Source organism: Methylobacterium sp. Leaf108, assembly GCF_001423265.1.
Lineage (GTDB): Bacteria > Pseudomonadota > Alphaproteobacteria > Rhizobiales > Beijerinckiaceae > Methylobacterium.
Genome location: NZ_LMND01000023.1, coordinates 1 through 17,418 on the forward strand (window position 1 = coordinate 1; position 17,418 = coordinate 17,418).

Below are 17,418 nucleotides of genomic sequence, written 5' to 3' on the forward strand. Positions count from 1 at the left end.
AACACCACGAGTGCGGGCACGCCGACCTGGCGGGCGAGCAGGATGTGCTCGCGGGTCTGGGGCATCGGGCCGTCGGCCGCCGATACCACCAGGATGGCGCCGTCCATCTGCGCCGCACCCGTGATCATGTTCTTCACGTAATCCGCGTGGCCGGGGCAATCGACGTGGGCGTAGTGCCGGTTGGCGGTCTCGTACTCGACGTGGGCCGTCGAGATCGTGATGCCGCGCGCCTTCTCCTCGGGCGCCTTGTCGATCTGGTCGTAGGCCGTGAACGTCGCCCCGCCCGACTCGGCCAGGACCTTCGTGATCGCCGCCGTCAGCGACGTCTTGCCGTGGTCCACGTGACCGATCGTGCCGATGTTGCAATGCGGCTTCGTGCGAGCAAACTTCTCTTTGGCCATCGTAGCCTCCGTCTATCTCAGGTGTTTCGGGTGATGCTGCAGCGGTCCGGAAAAGGCGGGAAGCCTTAAGCGTACTTCGCGACGACCTTCTCGGCCTCGCCGCGCGGCACCTCTTCGTAATGGTCGAACTGCATCGTGAAGTTGGCTCTGCCCTGCGAGAACGAGCGGAGCTGGTTCACGTAGCCGAACATGTTGGCGAGCGGCACCATCGCGTTGATGACGTTCGCGTTGCCGCGCATGTCCTGGCCCTGGATCTGGCCACGGCGAGAGTTGAGATCGCCGATCACCGAACCGGTGTACTCCTCCGGGGAGACGACCTCGACCTTCATCACCGGCTCGAGCAGCACCGAGCCACCCTTCTGGAGCGCCTCGCGCAGGGCCGCACGGGAAGCGATCTCGAAGGCGAGCGCCGAGGAGTCGACATCGTGGTAGGCCCCATCGACGAGCTCGACCTTGATGTCGACCACCGGGAAGCCGGCGAGGATGCCGGCACCCAGGACCGAATTCAGGCCCTTTTCGACGCCCGGGATGTACTCCTTGGGCACCGTGCCGCCGATGATCTTCGAGGAGAACTCGAAGCCCTTGCCCGGCTCGTTCGGCTCGACGACGAACTTCACCCGCGCGAACTGGCCTGTACCGCCGGTCTGCTTCTTGTGGGTGTAGTCGATCTCGGTCCGCTTGGTCAGCTTCTCGCGGTAGGCGACCTGGGGCGCACCGATGTTGGCGTCGACCATGTAGGTGCGGCGCAGGATGTCGACCTTGATGTCGAGGTGGAGCTCGCCCATCCCGCGAAGGATGGTTTGGCCCGACTCCTGGTCCGTCGAGACCCGGAAGGACGGGTCTTCGGCGGCGAGCTTGGCCAGGGCGATGCCGAGCTTCTCCTGATCGGCCTTCGACTTCGGCTCGACGGCGATCTCGATCACCGGCTCGGGGAATTCCATCTTCTCGAGGATCACGGCCTTCTGGGGATCGCACAGGGTGTCGCCAGTGCGGGTGTCCTTGAGGCCGGCCAGCGCCACGATGTCGCCCGTGAAGGCTTCCTTGACGTCCTCGCGGTTGTTGGCGTGCATGAGAAGCATGCGGCCGACACGCTCCTTCTTGTCGCGCGACGAGTTGATGACGTTCGCGCCCGACTCGATCTTGCCCGAGTAGACGCGGCAGAACGTGATCGTGCCGACGTGGGGATCGTCCATGATCTTGAAGGCGAGCATGGAGAAGGGATCGCTGTCGGACGGATGCCGGACGATCTCTTCCTCGGTCTTGAAGTCGAGGCCCTTGATCTCGCCGCGGTCGGCGGGAGACGGAAGGTACTCGACGACCGCGTCGAGCAGCGGCTGGACGCCCTTGTTCTTGAAGGCCGAGCCACATAGCACGGGATGGAACGCGCGGCGCTGCACGGCGGTGCGGACCAGGCGATGCATCGTCTCGGCGTCCGGCTCGACACCGTCGAGGTAGGCCGACATGGCGTCGTCATCCATCTCGACGCAGGCCTCGACGAGCTTGATGCGGTATTCCGCAGCCTGATCGACGAGGTCGGCCGGGATTTCGGCTTCCGCGAAATCCGCACCGAGCTTCTCGGAGGTCCAGACGATCGCCTTCATCTTGATGAGGTCGATGACGCCCTTGAAGCTCGTCTCCGAACCGATCGGCAGCTGCAGGCACACCGGCTTGCCGGCGACGCGGTCGATGATGTCGGCGACGCACTTGAAGAAGTCGGCACCGACCTTGTCCATCTTGTTGACGAACACGACACGCGGCACATCGTACTTGTCGGCCTGGCGCCAGACGGTCTCGGTCTGGGGCTCGACGCCCTGGTTGCCGTCGAGCACGCAGACCGCGCCATCGAGCACGCGCAAGCTGCGCTCGACTTCGATGGTGAAGTCGACGTGGCCGGGGGTGTCGATGATGTTCAGGCGCTTGTCGCGCCAGAAGCAGGTGGTCGCGGCGGAGGTGATCGTGATGCCACGCTCCTGCTCCTGCGTCATCCAGTCCATGGTCGCGGCGCCGTCGTGGACTTCGCCGATCTTATGGGACTTGCCGGTGTAGTAGAGGATCCGCTCGGTGGTCGTGGTCTTGCCGGCGTCGATGTGCGCCATGATACCGAAGTTGCGGTAGTCCTCGATCGCGTGCGTGCGGGGCATCGGATTGCTCCTGAAAGGGTCCGGGGCCGCTTACCAGCGGTAGTGCGAGAAGGCGCGGTTGGCTTCCGCCATCCGGTGGGTGTCTTCCCGCTTCTTGACCGCGTTGCCACGGTTGTTGGCGGCATCGAGGAGTTCGGCCGACAGGCGCTCGACCATGGTGCGATCGTTGCGCGAACGGGCGGCCTGGATCAGCCAACGGATGGCCAGCGCCTGGCGGCGCTCGGTCCGGACTTCGACGGGCACCTGGTAGGTGGCGCCACCGACGCGGCGCGAACGCACTTCGATCGCCGGAGCGACGTTCTCGAGGGCGGCCCGGAACACCTCGATCGGGTTCGTGCGGGAGCGGTTCTCGACGATGTCGAACGCGCCGTACACGATGCCTTCGGCGATCGACTTCTTGCCCTCGTACATGATCGAATTCATGAACTTGGTCAGGACGATGTCGCCGTACTTGGCGTCCGGGATGATTTCGCGCTTTTCGGCAGAATGGCGGCGGGACATCGCTCGCTCCGTATCGGTCTAAGGTCTTGGAACCACCCCGCGCAGGCCGCCTCAGCCTTCAGGGCCGGCGACATCCTTAGGGGGTGCGCGAAAGTCTTACTTGGGACGCTTGGCGCCGTACTTCGAACGACGCTGCTTGCGGCCCTTGACGCCCTGCGTGTCGAGCACGCCGCGCAGGATGTGATAGCGCACACCCGGAAGATCCTTCACGCGGCCGCCGCGGATCATCACCACGGAGTGCTCCTGAAGGTTATGGCCTTCGCCCGGGATGTAGCCGATGACCTCGAAGCCGTTGGTCAGACGAACCTTGGCGACCTTACGGAGCGCCGAGTTCGGCTTCTTCGGGGTCGTCGTGTAGACGCGGGTGCAGACGCCACGCTTCTGCGGGCAGGCGTCGAGGGCCGGAACCTTGTTACGGGCCTTCTGCGCCTTGCGCGGCTGGGCGATCAGCTGGTTGATCGTCGGCATGCCAATCCTCTCGCAACGCATCGCCTCGTGGCGACCGTCGAATCTTCCATCTCGTGCCGTCTGCCGCAGGGATGCGGCGAAACGCAAAACCGCGCCCCAGGCTGCGATCAGCCTTTGGCGCGCCGTTGCAAGCAGAGGATCACGGATACCGATCCGCGGTCATGCCAAGCTGACACGTGTTCGTCGTTTGAATGTCGGTCGCGTTTAGGCGGTCTGGATCAGGGCTTTTGAGAAAGCACTTCGATCGGCTACCGCCTACGGCCAGCCGTTCAGTGAGGGTCTGTTAGAGGGGGATTCGCCGCGCGTCAACCGCGAAGTGTGACCGCGGACACTGGCAGAGCGAGGTTATCGGACGATGACCGGCATCGCGGCCGCCTTACTTTCGGCCGATCCGGAAAGGCGATCGGCTTCGACATCGGCGTTGCGTCACGGCCGGCCGTCGGGCGTCCATCCGTAGAGCCATGCATAGCGTTCCGTGAGGCGCGCCGGGGTCATGCGGCTCATCACGGCGTTTCGGGCGAGCCGCGTGAGGCCGCCGGCATGATAAGTTCGGCCGTTGCCACGGGCGGCATCGCGCACTCTGCGGACCCTGGCGCCGCGCTCGCGGGCGTATGCATCGAGGGCGGCCGGAACCTCGGCCTGGCGGAGCGTGCGGGCGATGACCGCGGCGTCCTCGATGGCGAGGGCGGCGCCCTGGGCCAGGAACGGCAGGATGGGATGGGCCGCGTCGCCCAGGAGCGCGATGCGGCCCCTCGCCAGGGGCCTTGCCGCCGGTCGGTCGACGAGGGACCAGACGAGCCAGGAATCGGGGATGGCGAGCAATGCGGCCAGGGGTGGGGCGGCCCCGTGCAGCCGGGCACGCAGGACTGCGGGTTCGCCGAGTCGCCCCCAGCCTTCGCTGCCTAGCTTCTCGGGGATCACCGCAACGATGTTGATCTGCTGGCCGCGCCCGATCGGATAATGCACCACGTGGTGGCCGCGGCCGAGCCACAGGCCCGTTTCGTCGGACTGGAACTCCTCCGGGGCGGCCTCGCGCGGAACGAGCGCGCGCCAGGCCGCCTGGCCGCAGGCCTGCAGGGGCCTGGCGTCGAGGTGCTGGCGCAGGCGCGAGCGTACCCCGTCGGCGCCGATGGCGAGATCGGCCTCGAACGTATCGGTACGGCTTCCGTGCCCGCTCTCCAGGGTGAGGGTGACGCTGGTGTCGGTCTCGGCGATGGCGGTGACCTCGCGCCCCACCATCAACCGGATGCCGGCGCGGCTGCGCACCGCATCGAGGAGCAGCGTCTGCAGGTCGGCCCGGTGGATGACGTAGTAGGGTGCGCCGAACCGCTCCTTCAGCGAGGCCCCGAGCAGGACGCCGCCGAGCGTGCGGGCGCTCGCCAGGTCGCGCACCGTCACCTGCGGCGGCAGATCGGCGGCCCGGCGCAGGGCGGCGGACAGGCCGAGGTCGGCGAGCACGCGGCTGGCGTTGGGCGACAGCTGCAGGCCGGCCCCGACCTCGCTGAACCCGGTTCGCCGCTCGATCAGCGTCACCGAATGGCCTTCGGCGTCGAGGGCGAGGGCCGCGGTGAGGCCGCCGATGCCGGCTCCGACGATGGCGATGGTACGGGTGGTCACGGGGGAGATCGCGGTCCCTAGCCGATGGCCGCGGTCGCCCTGTCGTCCCAGACGCAGGCGGCGGGATCGGCCTGGTCGGCCTTGAGGCCGGCACGGAACCGGTACAGCGTCGAGCAGTACTGGCAGATGATCTCGTGGTCCGCGCCCATGTCGAGGAAGACGTGCGGATGGTCGAAGGGCGGCTTGGCGCCGATGCACATGAATTCGTGCACGCCGACATGGACGACCGCCACGCCGGGGTCGTTGTGGAAATGCGGTCTGCCTGCGTCAGCCATCGCGCCGTCCTGCCCGTGTGTCCTGCCCGTGCGAGGGTCCGCTCGCGGAGCCCCGGTCGCCACCGCTCTACCCGCTCGGATCGGTCAATCCTAGCCCGCAGGCGGGTTGGCGCCGGGATCGGCGCATCCTACAGTGCCGTCCTGACGCGCCGCCGCCCTTGAAGACGTTCGAACATCCATGATGCAGCAGGATCAAGCGAAGGCCGAGACCGGCCGGCGCGTACCCGAACCGCCGATCTACGGTCCCGACGGCTTTGCCGGCATGCGCCGCGCGGGCCGGCTCACGGCCGAGGCCCTCGACCTCCTGATGGAGGCGACGGTGCCAGGGGTGACCACGGAGGCCCTCGACAGGCTGGCCTACACCTTCGCGATGGACCACGGCGCCTACCCGGCCTCGCTGCTCTACCGCGGCTATCCGAAGTCGATCTGCACCTCGATCAACCACGTGGTGTGTCACGGCATCCCCAACGACAAGCCCCTGCGCGAGGGCGACATCGTCAACCTCGACATCTGCCTGATCCTCGACGGCTGGCACGGCGATTCGAGCCGGATGGCCTACGTCGGCGAGGTGCCGCGCAAGGCCGCGCGCCTCGTCGAGATCACCTACGAATCGCTCATGCGCGGCATCGCGGCGATCAAGCCGGGCGGCACCACCAGCGACATCGGCCGGGCGATCCAGACCTTCGCGGAGGCCGAACGCTGCTCGGTGGTGCGCGATTTCTGCGGCCACGGCCTCGGTCGCAGCTACCACGACGCGCCGACCATCCTCCATTACGTCGAGCCGAGCTACGACGTGACCCTGCGGCCGGGACAGTTCTTCACCATCGAGCCGATGATCAACCTCGGACGGCCCGCGGTGAAGATCCTCTCCGACGGCTGGACGGCCGTGACGCGGGACAGGTCGCTGTCGGCCCAGTTCGAGCACACGATCGCGGTGACCGAAACCGGGGCCGAGATCTTCACCCTGTCGCCCACGGGGATGCACAAGCCGGTCGACATCGGCGCCTGAGGCGGGTGGCGATGAAGCCCGGCCTGCCCTCCGGCCGCGATGCCCCCGCCGCCGAGGACCCGCAGCATTACCTCGGCCACCGCGAACGCCTGCGCGCCCGCTTCGCGCAGGCCGGGGCGGATGCGCTGCCCGATTACGAACTCCTGGAGCTCGCCCTTTTTCGCGCCATTCCGCGGCGGGACGTGAAGCCGCTGGCCAAGGCGCTGATCCGGCGTTTCGGCAGCTTCGCCGAGGTGGTGAGCGCCGAACCGGCGCGGCTGTCCGAGATCGAGGGCGTCAGCGCCGGCGTCGTGGCCGACCTCAAGCTCATCGAGGCGGCGGGCCACCGTCTCGCGCGCGGGGCCATCGCGGCCCGGCCGCTGCTGTCGTCGTGGGCCGCCTTGATCGAATACTGCCGGGCGACCATGGCCTTCGCGCCCCGCGAGCAGTTCCGCGTGCTCTTCCTCGACAGGCGCAACCATCTCATCGCCGACGAGGTCCAGGGTCGCGGCACCGTCGACCACACCCCGGTCTATCCCCGCGAAGTGGCGCGGCGGGCGCTGGAGCTCTCCGCCACCGCCATCATCCTCGCCCACAACCATCCCTCCGGCGATCCGACGCCGTCGGCGGCCGACATCCGCATGACCCGCGAGATCGTCGCCGTGCTCGATCCCCTCGGCATCGTCGTCCACGACCACGTCATCCTCGGGCGAGATGGCCATGCCAGCCTCAAGGGTCTCAAGCTGATCTGACAATCCCGTGGCCCCGGCCGGGTCGCCGGAACGCGGCGGCCCGGGCCGGGTTCATCCTCGGCGGGACAGGTTGTGGTGGCGCCCGGCGGGCGCTCGGCTAGGATGAAACCAACCGTACCGCCGGCCCTTCTCCGGCGGCGTCGCGCACCGGCCGCCGCCCTCGGATGGCGCGCCTCTTGCGACGAAGCGGGCGATCAAGGGGAGGCGCGAATGGCGCTCAACGCGTACGACGAGATGAACGGCTTTGCCGTGGACGGCATGAGCCCAGCGGCGGTGCGCGAAGCCTATGGCAGCCTCAAGTCCTGGCTCGAGACGACGCCGCCGGAGCATTTCAACACCCGCCGCAGCCAGGCCGAACTGCTGTTCCGGCGCATCGGCATCACCTTCGCGGTCTACGGCGCCAACGAATCCACCGAGCGGCTGATCCCGTTCGACATCATCCCGCGGGTGATCACCAAGCCGGAGTGGGGCTTCCTGGAGCGCGGTCTCAAGCAGCGCGTCACCGCCATGAACGCCTTCCTGAAGGACATCTACAGCGCCCAGGAATGCATCAAGGCCGGCATCATCCCGGCCGACCTCGTCTACCGCAACCCGCACTACAGGATGGAGATGCGCGCCTTCTCGGTCCCGCACGACCTCTACGTCCAGATCGCCGGCATCGACATCGTGCGGACCGGCGAGAACGACTTCTTCGTGCTCGAGGACAACGCCCGCACCCCGTCCGGCGTCTCCTACATGCTCGAGAACCGCGAGGTGATGCTGCGCCTCTTTCCGGAGCTGTTCTCGCGCCATCGCGTGGCGCCGGTAGAGAACTATCCCGACGCCCTGCTCGCGACCCTGAACAGCCTCGCGCCATCGACCGCGACCCGCGACCCCACCGTGGTGCTGCTCACCCCGGGGCGCTACAATTCGGCCTTCTACGAACACTCGTTCCTGGCCGACAAGCTCGGCGTCGACCTCGTGGAGGCCTCCGACCTCTTCACCAAGGACGACGTCGTCTACATGCGCACCACCGAGGGGCCGCGCCGGGTCGACGTGATCTACCGCCGCCTCGACGACGACTTCCTCGACCCGCTGGTGTTCCGCCCCGATTCGGTGTTGGGCGTGCCCGGCCTGATGAACGCCTACGAGCGCGGGACAGTGACGCTGGCCAACGCGGTCGGCACCGGCATCGCCGACGACAAGGCGGTCTACAGCTACATGCCGGACATCATCAAATTCTTCACCGGCGAGGAACCGATCCTGCACAACGTGCCGACCTATCGCTGCCGCGAGAAGGAGGCCTTCGCCTACGTCATGGACAACCTCGCCGAACTGGTGGTGAAGGAGGTCAACGGCTCGGGCGGCTACGGCATGCTGGTCGGCCCCCATGCCACCAAGCGCGAGATCGAGGATTTCGGAAAGAAGCTGCGGCACGCGCCGGACGGCTTCATCGCCCAGCCGACCCTGGCGCTGTCGACCTGCCCGACCTTCGTGGCCTCCGGCGTCGCCCCCCGCCACGTCGACCTGCGCCCCTTCGTGCTATGCGGCGCCGACGAGATCCGCATCGTGCCGGGCGGCCTCACCCGCGTCGCGCTGAAGGAGGGCTCCCTCGTGGTCAACTCCAGCCAGGGCGGCGGCACCAAGGATACCTGGGTGCTCGACGCCTGACCGACACCGCCCCACGGGCGCACACGACGCCATCGGCTGCCTCCCGGCGAGGCAGTCCACTCCAGACTCCGGCCACCCTCCGCGCCGGCCCGCTTCAGGACACCCATGCTCTCCCGGACCGCCGATAACCTGTATTGGCTCTCGCGCTACGTCGAGCGGGCGGAGTTCGTCGCCCGCATCCTGGACGCCGCGCATCGCCTCGCCGCCCTGCCCTCGAGCTACGGCGGCGGCGAGACCAACGAGTGGGCCTCGGCGCTGGCCTCGGCCGGCGACCCGGAGGTGTTCAAGCCACTCTACGGCGGGGTGAACGAGGCCACGGTCTGCAACTTCCTGGCCTTCAGTCCGCACAACCCGTCCTCGATCCGCTCCTGCATCGAGACCGCCCGCGAGAACGCCCGCAGCGTCCGCACCGCGCTGACCTCCGAGATGTGGGACGCGATCAACGGCGCCTGGCTCGAGCTGCGCAACTACGAAGGCCGCGACCTCAACCGCGAGGAGTTCTCGCACTTCCTCGACTGGGTGAAGGGTGTCTCGCTGGCCTTCGACGGCTCGGCCTATCGGACCATGCTGCGCAACGACGCCTATTGGTTCACGCGCCTGGGCACCGCCATCGAGCGCGCCGACAACACCGCCCGCATCCTCGACGTGAAGTACCGCATCCTCCTGCCGGACACCGAGCGGGTCGGCGGCAGCCTCGACTACTTCCAGTGGACCACGATCCTGCGCGAGGTCTCGGCCTTCAACGCCTACCATTGGGTCTACCGCGAGAGCGTCAAGCCGCTGCTGGTGGCCGACCTCCTGATCCTCAACCGGCAGATGCCGCGATCCCTCGCCAATTGCTACGGCATGCTCGTGGAGCACCTCGATCTCGTCGCCGACGCCTACGGCCGGCGCGGGGCCAGCCAGCGCCTGGCCAGCAACACCCTCGCCCGGCTCGAAGGCGAGAACATCGAGCGGGTGTTCAATTCCGGCCTGCACGAGTTCGTCACGGCCTTCATCGCCGAGAACAATCGCCTCGGCGCGGCGGTCATCGAGCAATATCTGGTGTAGGGTCGAGGCCTGAAGCCCGCGCGACCAAGGTTCCCGCATGCGCATCCGCGTCTTCCACGAGACCCAGTACACCTATGAGCAGCCGGCCCGCGGACTGATCCAGGTGCTCCGGCTGCGGCCGCGCGACCACGACGGGCAGTACGTGCGCCGCTGGCGCATCGAGCCGTCGGTGGATGGCCGCATCAGCGAGCGCGAGGACGGCTTCGGCAACATCGTCCATTGGTTCACGGCCGACGATCCCGCCGATGCCCTCACCATCCGGGTCACCGGCGAGGTCGACACCAACGAGATGCACGGCATCGTCCGCGGCACGATCGAGCGCCTGCCCAACGTGTTCTACCTGCGTGACTCCGATCTCGCGATGGCCAACCCCGAGATCCAGGCCTTCGCCAGGACCGTGGCCGCCGACGGCGATCCGACGCCCCTGTCGCAGCTCCATCGCCTGATGGCGGCCGTGAACGAGACCGTCGCCTATACGCCGGGACCGGCCAGTGCCAGCACCACCGCGGCCCGGTCGTTCGAAGCCGGCAAGGGCGTCTGCCAGGACCATGCCCACATCTTCATCGCCGCGGCCCGGTTCCTGGAGATCCCGGCCCGCTACGTCTCGGGATACTTCCACCGGGGTGACGGCGTCGTCGACCAGGAGGCCGGCCACGGCTGGGTCGAGGCCCTGGTGCCGGATCTCGGCTGGGTCGGGTTCGACCCGGCCAACGGCATCGCCACAACCGAGGCGCACATCCGCGTCGCGATCGGTCTCGATTACCTGGGCGCGGCCCCGATCCGCGGCAGCCGCATGGGTGGCGGGACGGAAACGCTCGCCGTGACCTTGCGCGTCGAGCAGGCACAGGCTTCCGTCCAGTCCTGATTCCGGTATCGCGCCGGAGCGTTTGAGGGGAAAACCGGACCGTGACCTACTGCGTCGGGCTCCTCGTCGAGGACGGGCTCGTGATGATCGCCGATACCCGCACCAACGCGGGGCTCGACAACATCTCGACCTATCGCAAGCTCCACCACTTCAACGTGCCGGGCGAGCGCGTGATGATGCTGGCCTCGGCCGGCAACCTCTCCATCACCCAGTCGGTGCTGAGCATGCTCGCCGAGGGCGTCGACGACAAGGAGAGCGAGGCGCCCCAGACCATCCTGCAGCAGCCGACCATGTTCAAGGCGGCCCAGCTCGTGGGGCGGGCGATCCGCCGGGTGCGGGCGATCGAGCGCGAGGGGTTCGAATCGGCCAACCTGCGGATGGACGTGTCCTTCCTGTTCGGCGGCCAGATCGGCGCAGAGCCGATGCGGTTGTTCATGATCTACTCGGCCGGCAACTTCATCGAGTGCAGCCGCGACGCGCCGTTCCTGCAGGTGGGCGAGCACAAGTACGGCAAGCCGATCCTCGACCGGGCCGTGAAATACGAGACCGACCTCTACGACGCCCTCAAGGTCGGCCTGGTCTCGATGGATTCGACCATGCGCTCCAACCTCGGGGTGGGGTTGCCCATCGACATCGCGGTCTCGCGCTCGGGCTCCCTCGACACCGAGGTGAACTACCGGATCGAGGCCGGCGAGAGCTATTTCCACGACCTGCGCGAGCGCTGGTCGGCGGCCCTGCGCGCCGCCCATCGCGCGATCCCGCGCCCCCCCTACGGCCCGTCGGGGCGGTAGGCCGGACGCACAAGGTTTTCCCGCCACGGGAAACGCCGATTTCCCGGTTGCCTCGCCGGGGGGCGACAACCACCTAGGCCGTATGCTGGATCGTGGCCCGCCCCAACCGCCGCCGCCGACCGCCGATGCGGACGGGTCCGAGGCCAACGACGTTCCCTTCGGGGCGCTGCAGGCATGCGTCGCCCTGCGCGACTGGCTGCTTAGCGAAGGCGCGCGCCTGCCCAAGGCCGACGACCTCCTGGCGGGGCTGTCCGAGCGGCTGATCGACCTCGACGTGCCCATCGACCGGGCCACCACCGCGATCGATACCCTGCATTCGGAGTATTCCGGGATCGGCCGCTACTGGACCCGCAAGGACGGCCCGTCGGTGCGGCTGTTCCCGCACGGCGAGGCCTCCGACAAGGCCTATCGCGAGAGCCCGTTCCTGACGGTCCACGAGACCGGCGAATGGCTCGTCCTCGACCTCGCCGAAACGCCCGAGGACCGCTACGCAGTCCTCCCCGAACTGAAGGCGGACGGCTACACCCACTACATCGTCGCGCCGCTGTTCTTCACCAACGGCACCCGCAACGGCATCACCTTCGCCACCCGCGCGCCGGAGGGGTTTCGCGACGAGGACATCGCGATCCTGCGCTTCGTCATGCCGACCCTGGCGGCGGTGATGGAGATGCGGATCGTCAACAAGACCCTCGACCAGGTGCTGCGCATCTACGTCGGCGACGAGCCTCATACCGCCATCCTTGCCGGGGACATCCGCCGGGGCCAGGTGCGCCGCATCCGCTCCGCGATCCTGTTCGCCGACATGCGCGACTACACCCGCATCTCCGCCGACATGACGCCCGAGGAGGCGGTGACGCTCCTCAACATCTTTTTCGATTGCCTCGTCCCGGCCATCGAGCGGGAGGGCGGCGAAGTCCTGAAGTACCTCGGCGACGGCCTTCTGGCGATCTTCCGCGAGCCCGGCGACGACCTCGGCAGTGCGGCCAAGGGCGCCCTCATGGCGGCCCAGAGCGCCCTGTCGGCCCTCGACGAGGCCAACGGCCTCGGCCGATTCGCCACCCCGGTGGCGGCCGGCATCGCCCTGCACCACGGCGAGGCGGCCTATGGCAACGTCGGCTCGGGCGCCCGGCTCGACTTCACGGTGATCGGTCGCGACGTGAACCTCGCCAGCCGGCTGGCCAAGCTCAACCGGCTGCTCGGGGAGCCGCTCCTGATGTCGAAGCCCTTCGTCGACTTCCTCTGGGGCGACCCGGAACCCCTCGGTCTTCATGCCCTGGACGGATTTCCCGAACCGATGGCGGTCTATCGCCCGGCCCGGCCGCTTTCGGCCCGAGGGGATTGACCACGACGCGCGGCGGGACCACATCAGGGTCGTTCCAGGGAGATCCCCGACAAGGGGCTGAGACACCGATGAGCCCGTCCTTCGCGGACGGGCGGCGCGGAAATCCTTCGAACCTGAACCGGCTCATACCGGCGTAGGGATTGGACCGCGGGCCCCGCGACAACGGCCCGGCTCGCTCGCCGAGACGCGAGCGACAGGACACCAGTCTCCGCCGGTCGATGCGGAGAGAGTTGTGGCGGACCTGGCGACCATCATCGGATCACGCAGACCGACCGGGGAATCCTGGCCGGGCGTCAGCCTACCGCAGAGCACCGACGTCATCGTGGTCGGGGCCGGCGTCGTCGGCCTGTCCATCGCCTGGCGGCTCGCCGACGCGGGGCGGTCCGTGACGGTGCTGGAGCGATCCGAGGTCGGCGCCGGCGCGAGCCTGGCTGCCACCGGCATGCTGGCGCCCGCCGCCGAGCACGAGCCCGGGTCCGATCCGCTGCTGCCGCTCGCCCTCGACAGCCTCGCGCGCTGGCCGGCGTTTCGCGATGACCTGGAGGCGGCGTCCGGGATCGACATCGACTACCGCACGCAAGGCACCCTCGTTCTCGCCATCGGCCGCGACGAGGTCGAGCGCCTGCGCTTCCGCCACGACCTGCAGACACGCTCCGGCATCCGGGCGCGCTGGCTCTCCGGCCTGGAGGTGCGCGAGCGCGAGCCGATGCTGCGCCCCGCCGTCACCGCCGGGATCCTGTGCGAGGACGACCACCAGGTCGATCCTCGCAAGGTGATGGCCGCGCTGATCCGCGCCTGCCGGGCCGCCGGCGTCGCCCTGGTGGCGCCCTGCCCGGCCCAAAGCCTCGACTGGGCCGGGGGACAGGTCCGCGGCGTCGTCACCGCGCAGGGGCGCATCGCCGCCGGGACGGTGGTCCTCGCCTCGGGCGCCTGGAGCGGCGAACGCGGCCTGCTGCCGCCGGAACTCGCGCTGCCGGTACGGCCGATCAAGGGTCAGGCGCTGGCGGTGAAGACCACGGCGCGCACCGGCACCCTCACCCACATGGTCTGGACCGAACAGGTCCACATAGCGCCCAAGGGCGACGGCGACCTCATCGTCGGCGCCACCGTGGAGGATTGCGGCTTTCGCGCCGGCCTCACCGTCGGCGGCCTCTATGCCCTGCTCGAAGGCGCCCGCCGCGTCCTGCCGGGGATCGAAGAGATGGAGATCGGCGCGGTCTGGAGCGGCTACCGCCCGACCTCGGACGACGACGCCCCCATCGTCGACCGCCTGGCGCCCGGCCTCGTGGTCGCCACCGGGCACCACCGCAACGGCTACCTCCTGACCCCGGCCACCGCCGACGCGGTGACGGCCCTCGTCGACACCGGTGCGGTCCCGGACTTCGCCCGCGGCTTCGGCCTCGGGCGCTTCGAGGCGGCGCCTCGACCGGGCATGAGGGTTCCGGCATGACCATCACGGTCAACGGCACCCCCCGGGACCACGCGGCGTCCGACCTCGAGGCCCTGTTCCGGATCGAGGCCGAGGAGGCCGGCATCGAGAGCGCACAGGGGGTGGCCATCGCGCTCAACGGGCGGGTCGTGCCCCGCCGCGAGTGGGCGCGCACACCGCTGGGCGACGGCGACCGCGTCGAGATCGTGCGGGCCATGCAGGGAGGATGAACCCATGAGCGCATCGATAAACACCGACGACGCCCTGGTGATCGCCGGGGTGAGCCTCGCCTCGCGGCTGTTCATCGGCACCGCCGGCTATCCGACCCAGACCATCATGACCCAGGCCGTCGAGGCCTCCGGCGCCGAGGTGGTGACCGCCTCGATCCGGCGGGTCTCGCTCGAGGGGCACGGCTCCGACACGGTGCGGCGCCTGGCGGGCTACCGCTTACTGCCCAACACCGCCGGCTGCGAGACGGCGCGCGACGCGATCCTCACCGCCGAACTCGCCCGCGAGGCCCTCGACACCACCTGGATCAAGGTCGAGGTCATCGGCGACCGCGAGACCCTCTACCCGGACGTCGCGGAACTGCTCGCCGCCTGCCGCCACCTCGTCGACGACGGCTTCACCGTCCTGCCCTATTGCAACGACGACCCGGTGCTGTGCCAGCGGCTCGAGGACATCGGCTGCGCCGCGGTGATGCCGATGGGTTCGCTGATCGGGTCGGGCATGGGCATCGCCAACCCGGCCAACCTCGAACTCATCTGCCGCCGCGCCGGCGTGCCCGTCATCGTCGATGCCGGCATCGGCACCGCCTCGGACGCGGTCATCGCCATGGAGCTCGGCGCCGCCGGCTGCCTCCTCAACACGGCGGTCGCCAAGGCCGACGATCCCGTGCGGATGGCCCGCGCCATGCGCCGGGCCGTCGAGGCCGGGCGCGACGCCCATTGCGCCGGCCGGATCCCGCGCCGCGGCCGGGCCGAGCCGTCGAGCCCGCAACTCGGGCTGGTCGGCTCGTGAGGCACCGGGAATGAAGCCGCTGCCGTCGCCGCTGCTCGTGGTGACGGACCGGGGGCCGATCCGCTCTCCCTCCGACCTCGCGCCGGCAGGAGCGCGCCTCCTCGCCACCGTCGAGGCGGCCCTGGAGGGCGGCGCGCGCTGGCTGTGGTTCCGCGAGAAGGACATGGCGTCCGGCGAGCGGCGCCGGCTGGCCGTCGCGGTGATGACCCGAGTGCGGGCCTTCGGTGGAACCTTCACCCTGGGCGGCGAGGCCGCAGCGGCGGTGGCGATCGGGGCCGATGGCGTCCATCTGCCCGGCGACGCGACGCAGGACGCGATCGCGGCGGCGCGCAGGGCCATGCCCGACGGCCTCGTCGGCGTCTCCGCCCATGGCGCGTCGGACATCGGGCGGGCCGCCGCCGCCGGAGCCGATTACGCGACCCTGAGCCCGATTTTTCTCACCGCCAGCAAGCCGGGCTACGGCCCGGCGCTGGGCGTCGACGCGATCCGGGCGGCGTCGGGCTACGGCCTGCCGGTGATCGCCCTGGGAGGCATCGCGCCCGCGCACGTCGCCGGCTGCCGCGGCGCCGGTGCGGCCGGCATCGCGGTGATGGGCGGCATCATGGCTGCGGACGACCCGGGCTCGGCCACGGCGCGCTACCTCGGTGCCTGGACAGGCTGACGCTGCGACCCGAGGTCTGCGCCGTCCGAGCCCGGAAGGCGGCCTCGGCACCGCCATCCGAACCGGCTGCCTTCTTCAATCACCACCCGTTAACGAAGACCTGAAGATCGTCGGGTGGGTGCGTCTTCGCACCGCGAACATTTGCGGGCACTGCAATAACGAATAAATCGTGAAGCTCTCGAACGATGTGGAACTTTTCAGCGGTTTCCCCATTATCCGCTGAGTGTCGTCGTCGCGTTCTCGAAATCTTCCTGGTGTCCCACAGGTCCGGTGACCGCAATGCCCGTTTTCGATGCCAAGAACCTCGACTCCGATACGGAAGGCTTCGCCCTCCTCGCCGCGATCCTGTACCCGACCCGTGAAGCCCAGGACCGCGCCCTGACGCACGGTCGTTGCCGTGCCGATCGCTCGGCTGCGCTCGCCGATCCGCTGACGATGGAGATGCAGTTTCCCCAGCGCGCCGGACAGACCGAGGCGGCGATCTCGACCTCCTAGGGCAGCTTGATCCGGACCGCCCGTCGGGACGGGTCGGTCCGCCGGCCCGTGCGGTTCGACTACCAATCCTGCGCTGTGATCACACCGTCCTTCGTCACGACGGCCCAAGCGCGGCCGCGACGCTCGATGGTCTCCACCCGACCGACTCCGGGCACCATGTCGCCACGCGCGACTTCCACGAGGCGCCGCTTGCGGTCTTCCAGGACGGCGATGCCGTCGTAGACCTCCCGAACCGCCCAGTTCGTCGCCGCCGCCGTCTTCGGCTTGGTCTCGACCGCCCCCTTGGGATCGGCCAGCGACCCCGTCTGCACCGGCTCGGCCGGAGCGGCCTTGGCCGCCTGCGGCGCCACAGGTTGCGGCGCCGGGGCGGCGGGGACCGCGAGGCGCTTGTCGATGACCGCGCCGAGGCTGGCGATGCGAGCGGCCTGCTCGCGGTCGGACACGTCCTGTTTGTCGGTCAATGCGACGAGGCGCGCGGCGATCGCCTGTTCCATCCGTGCGATCCGCTGCGAGACCTCGGCCCGGATCGCCTTGGCGTCCTCGGCCGCGCGTTCGCCGGACTGGCCGACAGTGGCGGCCAGCCGGCCGATCTGCGTGGCGATGCGAGCGGTCTCGCTGCGTCCCGCCTCGAGATCGGTCTTGATCGCCGACAGCGTCAGCGGGGCCGTGGCGTCGCGCGGGATGGTGAGGGCGGTGCCCCCCGCCCCGAGGATCAGGCCGATGCTGAGGGCGGCCCCGCCGACTGCCGCTGCGCGGGCGTCGACGAAGCCGAACGTCTTGCGCCGCAGGGCACGGGCGGCGGTCACCACCGGCGGCGCGTCGGGCTGGGTCTTGGCCGATCCCGAGACGGCCTGCTTGAGCAGAGCCTCGGCCGAGGCGCCGGCCGGGGTTGCAGACGGCGGCTTTGCCGCGACGACCGTATCCGTCATGAGAAACCGTCCCGATGAAACAGGTCTCCATCGTTAAGGACGT

Annotated in this window: 19 protein-coding genes and 1 riboswitch; of the genes, 12 read left to right on the top strand and 7 right to left on the bottom strand. The window is 69.1% G+C overall.

Annotation, left to right across the window (positions count from 1 at the left end; all coding sequences use genetic code 11):
- From ASF39_RS11180 to ASF39_RS11205, 6 genes are all read right to left on the bottom strand, one after another.
- The coding region (locus tag ASF39_RS11180; protein ID WP_156648467.1) for a GTP-binding protein at nucleotides 1-401 on the bottom strand (401 nt) is incomplete at its 3' end.
- Nucleotides 402-466: 65 nt separating this feature from the next.
- Nucleotides 467-2,542, bottom strand: coding sequence for an elongation factor G (fusA, locus tag ASF39_RS11185; RefSeq protein ID WP_055885336.1), 2,076 nt, complete (start codon nucleotides 2,540-2,542; stop codon nucleotides 467-469).
- 30 nt (nucleotides 2,543-2,572) lie between these two features.
- Entirely contained in the window at nucleotides 2,573-3,043 is a 471-nt protein-coding gene (gene rpsG, locus ASF39_RS11190; RefSeq protein WP_055885340.1) for a 30S ribosomal protein S7, read from the bottom strand.
- Between the two features lie 96 nt (nucleotides 3,044-3,139).
- Nucleotides 3,140-3,511: a 30S ribosomal protein S12 gene (gene rpsL / locus ASF39_RS11195; RefSeq protein WP_055885344.1), complete on the bottom strand. Its 372-nt coding sequence runs from the start codon at nucleotides 3,509-3,511 to the stop codon at nucleotides 3,140-3,142.
- 426 nt (nucleotides 3,512-3,937) lie between these two features.
- The gene (locus tag ASF39_RS11200; RefSeq protein WP_056283882.1) at nucleotides 3,938-5,128 is read right to left on the bottom strand and encodes an FAD-dependent monooxygenase; all 1,191 of its coding nucleotides are present in this window, start codon (nucleotides 5,126-5,128) and stop codon (nucleotides 3,938-3,940) included.
- A 17-nt stretch (nucleotides 5,129-5,145) separates the two neighbouring features.
- A complete protein-coding gene (locus tag ASF39_RS11205; protein ID WP_056283887.1) occupies nucleotides 5,146-5,403 on the bottom strand; it encodes a zinc-finger domain-containing protein in 258 nt (85 codons plus the stop codon).
- 178 nt (nucleotides 5,404-5,581) lie between these two features.
- Between ASF39_RS11205 and map the strand changes: the two genes are divergently transcribed.
- The 12 genes from map to ASF39_RS11265 all read left to right on the top strand — a co-directional run bounded on the left by map (nucleotide 5,582) and on the right by ASF39_RS11265 (nucleotide 16,446).
- Nucleotides 5,582-6,412: a type I methionyl aminopeptidase gene (gene map, locus ASF39_RS11210; RefSeq protein ID WP_055885359.1), complete on the top strand. Its 831-nt coding sequence runs from the start codon at nucleotides 5,582-5,584 to the stop codon at nucleotides 6,410-6,412.
- Nucleotides 6,413-6,423: 11 nt separating this feature from the next.
- On the top strand, nucleotides 6,424-7,143 hold the full coding sequence (gene radC / locus ASF39_RS11215; RefSeq protein ID WP_056283891.1) for a DNA repair protein RadC: 720 nt from the start codon (nucleotides 6,424-6,426) through the stop codon (nucleotides 7,141-7,143).
- Between the two features lie 210 nt (nucleotides 7,144-7,353).
- Nucleotides 7,354-8,793 carry a circularly permuted type 2 ATP-grasp protein gene (locus ASF39_RS11220; RefSeq protein ID WP_056283894.1) on the top strand — a complete coding sequence of 480 codons (1,440 nt, stop codon included), beginning with the start codon at nucleotides 7,354-7,356 and terminating at the stop codon, nucleotides 8,791-8,793.
- Nucleotides 8,794-8,898: 105 nt separating this feature from the next.
- Nucleotides 8,899-9,843, top strand: a complete 945-nt coding sequence (locus tag ASF39_RS11225) for an alpha-E domain-containing protein (protein WP_055885369.1) — start codon at nucleotides 8,899-8,901, stop codon at nucleotides 9,841-9,843.
- A gap of 37 nt (nucleotides 9,844-9,880) precedes the next feature.
- Nucleotides 9,881-10,708, top strand: coding sequence for a transglutaminase family protein (locus tag ASF39_RS11230; RefSeq protein ID WP_056283896.1), 828 nt, complete (start codon nucleotides 9,881-9,883; stop codon nucleotides 10,706-10,708).
- 41 nt (nucleotides 10,709-10,749) lie between these two features.
- A complete protein-coding gene (locus ASF39_RS11235; RefSeq protein WP_055885375.1) occupies nucleotides 10,750-11,499 on the top strand; it encodes a hypothetical protein in 750 nt (249 codons plus the stop codon).
- A gap of 82 nt (nucleotides 11,500-11,581) precedes the next feature.
- Nucleotides 11,582-12,841, top strand: coding sequence for an adenylate/guanylate cyclase domain-containing protein (locus ASF39_RS11240; RefSeq protein ID WP_055885377.1), 1,260 nt, complete (start codon nucleotides 11,582-11,584; stop codon nucleotides 12,839-12,841).
- 27 nt (nucleotides 12,842-12,868) lie between these two features.
- Nucleotides 12,869-12,999, top strand: a riboswitch (TPP riboswitch).
- Nucleotides 13,000-13,082: 83 nt separating this feature from the next.
- Nucleotides 13,083-14,291 (top strand): glycine oxidase ThiO, encoded by a 1,209-nt coding sequence (gene thiO, locus ASF39_RS11245; RefSeq protein WP_056284400.1) that lies wholly within the window; start codon nucleotides 13,083-13,085, stop codon nucleotides 14,289-14,291.
- Nucleotides 14,288-14,500 carry a sulfur carrier protein ThiS gene (gene thiS / locus ASF39_RS11250; protein WP_056283899.1) on the top strand — a complete coding sequence of 71 codons (213 nt, stop codon included), beginning with the start codon at nucleotides 14,288-14,290 and terminating at the stop codon, nucleotides 14,498-14,500. Before thiO ends, thiS begins: the two co-directional genes overlap by 4 nt.
- 4 nt (nucleotides 14,501-14,504) lie before the next feature.
- Nucleotides 14,505-15,290, top strand: a complete 786-nt coding sequence (locus tag ASF39_RS11255) for a thiazole synthase (RefSeq protein WP_056283902.1) — start codon at nucleotides 14,505-14,507, stop codon at nucleotides 15,288-15,290.
- A gap of 10 nt (nucleotides 15,291-15,300) precedes the next feature.
- Nucleotides 15,301-15,951 (top strand): thiamine phosphate synthase, encoded by a 651-nt coding sequence (locus tag ASF39_RS11260; protein ID WP_056283905.1) that lies wholly within the window; start codon nucleotides 15,301-15,303, stop codon nucleotides 15,949-15,951.
- A gap of 279 nt (nucleotides 15,952-16,230) precedes the next feature.
- On the top strand, nucleotides 16,231-16,446 hold the full coding sequence (locus tag ASF39_RS11265; protein ID WP_056283907.1) for a hypothetical protein: 216 nt from the start codon (nucleotides 16,231-16,233) through the stop codon (nucleotides 16,444-16,446).
- 59 nt (nucleotides 16,447-16,505) lie between these two features.
- Here ASF39_RS11265 and ASF39_RS11270 read toward each other — a convergent pair whose 3' ends face one another.
- Nucleotides 16,506-17,375 (bottom strand): hypothetical protein, encoded by an 870-nt coding sequence (locus ASF39_RS11270; RefSeq protein WP_056283911.1) that lies wholly within the window; start codon nucleotides 17,373-17,375, stop codon nucleotides 16,506-16,508.
- Nucleotides 17,376-17,418: the final 43 nt, after the last annotated feature.